Source organism: Rhizobium sp. SEMIA 4085 (assembly GCF_013004495.1).
GTDB classification, from domain to species: domain Bacteria; phylum Pseudomonadota; class Alphaproteobacteria; order Rhizobiales; family Rhizobiaceae; genus Rhizobium; species Rhizobium gallicum.
Genome location: NZ_JABEPH010000486.1, coordinates 1 through 3,543 on the forward strand (window position 1 = coordinate 1; position 3,543 = coordinate 3,543).

The window sequence follows — 3,543 nt, forward strand, 5'->3', positions numbered from 1 at the left end:
GTATGAGCGAGGAGGAGATCTACACCCTCTTTCCGAACCTGAAGGGGCGCGATAGCACGCCCGGAACGCGTCTTTCAGGCGGCGAGCAGCAGATGCTGGCGATCGGCCGGATTTTGCGCACCGGAGCCGATTTCATCCTCCTCGGCGAGCCGACGGAAGGTATTGCCCCCGTGATCATCGAGGAGATCAGCGCCGCGTTGCGCATTCTCAAGGACCGCGGCATGACGATCATTCTGGTTGAACAGAATCTGCGCTTCGCAGCGTCGGTTGCCGATCGCCACTTCGTGCTCGATCAGGGCAAGGTCGTCGACGAAATCTCCAATAGCGCGCTTGACGCCAACATGGACCGGCTGAACCGGTATCTGGGGGTGTGACGGTGAAGTGCATCATAAAACAGGTAAAATCCGATGACTGATTTTCTTGGGGTGCCGCTGCCCGTCCTTCTCGGCCAATTACTGCTTGGCTTGATCAACGGCTCGTTCTACGCGCTGCTGAGCCTCGGTCTTGCGATCATCTTCGGCATGCTCAATGTGATCAACTTTGCACACGGTGCGTTCTATATGCTTGGTGGCTTCGTTGCCTGGTATCTTCTTTCCCGCCTGGGGCTTGGATATTGGGGAACTCTGATTGCCGCTCCCATCGTGGTCGGCATTTTCGGTGTCCTCGTCGAACGGCTGTTGCTGAAGCGGCTCTATCGGATGGATCACCTCTACAGCCTTCTCCTCACCTTCGGCATCGCGCTGATGCTGGAAGGGCTGTTCCGCCATGTCTTCGGCGCGGCAGGCAAGCCCTATCCCGTGCCTGCGGCGTTGACCGGCGGCATCAATCTGGGCTTCATGTTTCTGCCGATGTATCGCGCATGGGTCATCGTGGTTTCGCTTGTCATCTGCATCCTGACATGGCTTGCCATCGAGCGCACGAAGCTCGGCGCCTACCTGCGGGCTGCCACCGAGAACCCGGCCCTGGTTCAAGCTTTCGGGATCAACGTGCCCCTGATGCTCACCCTGACCTACGCCTTCTGCGTCGGCCTTGCCGGCTTTGCGGGCGCCCTTGCAGCGCCGCTTTATCAGGTAAGCCCCGGTATGGGTTCAAGCATCATCATCGTTGTCTTCGCCGTCGTCGTCATAGGCGGCATGGGATCGATCGGTGGCGCTATCGTGACGGCCCTCGGCCTCGGCATCATCGAGGGCCTCACCAAGACCTTCTATCCCGCAGCATCCTCGATCGCGGTCTTCGTGGTCATGGTGCTGGTAATTCTCATCCGGCCGGCAGGCCTGTTTAGTCGCGAGGCGTGACGATGAACGGTACCACTATGTCCAGTCCCGCTGCCGCACGCGGATTTGCTAGACCAACATGTTTTCTCTTCTTGGTCGCGGTCGCTGCGATCCTGCTTATCGCCCCGCTGGTGACGTATCCGCTATTCCTGATCAAGATTCTGTGCTTCGTGCTTTTCGCAGCGGCATTCAATCTGGCGCTCGGCTACGCAGGTTTACTCTCCTTTGGCCACGCGGCATTTTTCGGCGGCGGCGCCTATATCGCGGCTCACGCCGCAAGAGTCTGGCACTTGCCCTTCGAACTGGCCGTGCTTTCCGGAACCGCATTTGCGGCCGTGCTTGGCCTCGTGTTCGGCGCGCTGTCCATCCGGCGGCACGGGATCTATTTTGCAATGATCACGCTGGCCCTTGCACAACTCGTCTATTTCATGGCCGTGCAGATGCCGTTTACCGGCGGAGAGGACGGCATTCAGGCTGTGCCACGCGGCAACCTGCTCGGCATGATCGACTTGCGAAACATCACGGCCATGTACTACACCGTGCTCGGCGGTACGGTCATCGGCCTCGTGATCATCTGGCGGGCGGTCAATTCGCCCTTCGGCCACACCCTTTCAGCAATCCGCGAAAACGAAACCCGCGTGACTTCGCTCGGCCTCAAGCCAGACCGTTACAAGCTCATCGCGTTTACCTTGTCTGCTGCGCTGTCGGGCCTTGCCGGATCGATGAAGGCGATCGCTTTCCAGCTTGCCTCTTTGGTTGATGTCACCTGGCACATGTCCGGCGAAGTCATTCTGATGACGCTGCTTGGGGGCATGGGAACGCTGATCGGTCCGATCGTGGGTTCGACCCTGGTCGTCGGCCTGGAGCACTTCTTGTCGACCAGCGGCCTGCCTATCACCTTCATCATCGGCCTGTTTTTCGTGATCTGCGTAATGATGTTCAGGCGTGGCGTTTTTGGCGAGCTCAAGCTTTTCCTCGAGCGCCGGAGTCAGCGTACATGAAGTCTTCTTGTGCAAGTTAAATGAAAAAGCCGGAACGACAGTTCCGGCTTTTTTGTGCCAGACGTGTGGTTCTTGTTATCGAGCTCGGGCGCCAAAGAGGTAGCCAATCGCCGCAGCCATTATCAACTGCACGGCGCTTGCCAGATCCGGAGACATTCGACCGCGGTCATCACCTGCCGGCAGAAGGCTGGGAAGCAGGCCGCCATAGACCGCCCACAACGCGGCCAACACGGACACGAACACCACAAACGCTAGGATTGGCATCGAAGGACCTGCGCGCGCGACTGCAACCGCAGGCGACGGCCCGGGACTAAAGGCTGCCTCTATCCGCGCGCGATCTGTGCTAATGGACCTTTCGTCCTTCTGGGAGACACCTTCGGATTTCGGCGGGGTCAACCTGCCTGGGTCAACAGCCGCGTCCTGCCGCGCCTGGATCTCTTCCGCGAACCGCTTGAAGAATTGGCCCGCCATTTGTTTTGCAGTAACATCAATCAGTCTGCCACCAAGCTGCGACAGCTTGCCACCGATCTGTGCATCGACGGTGTAGATGAGTACGGTTCCGCTGTCAGCCGGTTCCAGTTTCACGGTCGCGACGCCCTTCGCAAAACCTGCGACGCCGCCCTGCCCCTCACCCGAAATCTTGTACCCGTTCGGCGGATCAAGGTCGGAGAGCGTTACCGCCCCTTGGAAACGTGCCTTGACCGGGCCGCCCTTCATAACCGCAACGGCGGTCATTTCCGTGTCTGAAGACTTTACCAGTTCCTGGCACCCAGGAATGCAAACTCTGAGCACGTCTGCATCGTTGAGTGCGGCCCCTACGTCTTCCCTTGTCGCCGGAATTAACTGCTGGCCTGACATTTCCATGGATACATCTCCTCACCTGACGATTGGGTGTTGCCGCCCTCGGCGGCGAAATCACATTGCTTGACATTCCTATCTTAAGTCTAATAATGCAAGTGAAAATTATAGCATTGCGCTGAGCCGCACTGCGCGGGGGAGGAAGATACGTGTCGAGGAAGTTAGTATCGCAGGTGAGGTCGCAGACGCCATGAAGCCCGCGCCGTTTGACTACATCGCTCCCACCACGATCGATGAGGTTGCCGCGGCACTTGGCGCTGCCGAGGGAGACGGTAAGATCATCGCCGGGGGCCAAAGCCTCATGCCGATGATCAACTTTCGATTGGTGAAGCCGACCATCGTTATCGACATCAACCGGGTGGCCGGCCTTGATCGGATCGAACTGCACGGAGATCGGGTGAGGATCGGCG

4 protein-coding genes and 1 pseudogene are annotated in these 3,543 nt (G+C 58.8%); 4 read left to right on the forward strand and 1 reads right to left on the reverse strand.

Annotated features, from left to right (window positions below):
• The 3 genes and pseudogenes from C9413_RS29595 to C9413_RS29605 form a co-directional block, all read left to right on the forward strand.
• Positions 1-374: pseudogene (locus C9413_RS29595) on the forward strand (ABC transporter ATP-binding protein); the annotation flags it as partial.
• Between the two features lie 33 nt (positions 375-407).
• Positions 408-1,295: a branched-chain amino acid ABC transporter permease gene (locus C9413_RS29600; protein WP_040113951.1), complete on the forward strand. Its 888-nt coding sequence runs from the start codon at positions 408-410 to the stop codon at positions 1,293-1,295.
• 17 nt (positions 1,296-1,312) lie between these two features.
• Entirely contained in the window at positions 1,313-2,275 is a 963-nt protein-coding gene (locus C9413_RS29605; protein WP_052451671.1) for a branched-chain amino acid ABC transporter permease, read from the forward strand.
• 75 nt (positions 2,276-2,350) lie between these two features.
• On the opposite strand, the gene C9413_RS29610 is transcribed toward C9413_RS29605, so the two are convergent.
• Entirely contained in the window at positions 2,351-3,139 is a 789-nt protein-coding gene (locus tag C9413_RS29610; protein ID WP_170251305.1) for a carbon monoxide dehydrogenase subunit G, read from the reverse strand.
• A 184-nt stretch (positions 3,140-3,323) separates the two neighbouring features.
• Here C9413_RS29610 and C9413_RS29615 point away from each other — a divergent pair.
• Positions 3,324-3,543: FAD binding domain-containing protein (locus C9413_RS29615; protein ID WP_210263653.1), on the forward strand; the 220-nt coding region annotated here is incomplete at its 3' end.

What these genes read in the sequence shown, in the direction of transcription:
- C9413_RS29600 (WP_040113951.1), top strand. Translation starts at nt 408, where the DNA reads ATGACTGATTTTCTTGGGGTGCCGCTGCCCGTCCTTCTCGGCCAATTA.
- C9413_RS29605 (WP_052451671.1), top strand. Translation starts at nt 1,313, where the DNA reads ATGTCCAGTCCCGCTGCCGCACGCGGATTTGCTAGACCAACATGTTTT.
- C9413_RS29610 (WP_170251305.1), bottom strand. Translation starts at nt 3,139, where the DNA reads ATGGAAATGTCAGGCCAGCAGTTAATTCCGGCGACAAGGGAAGACGTA.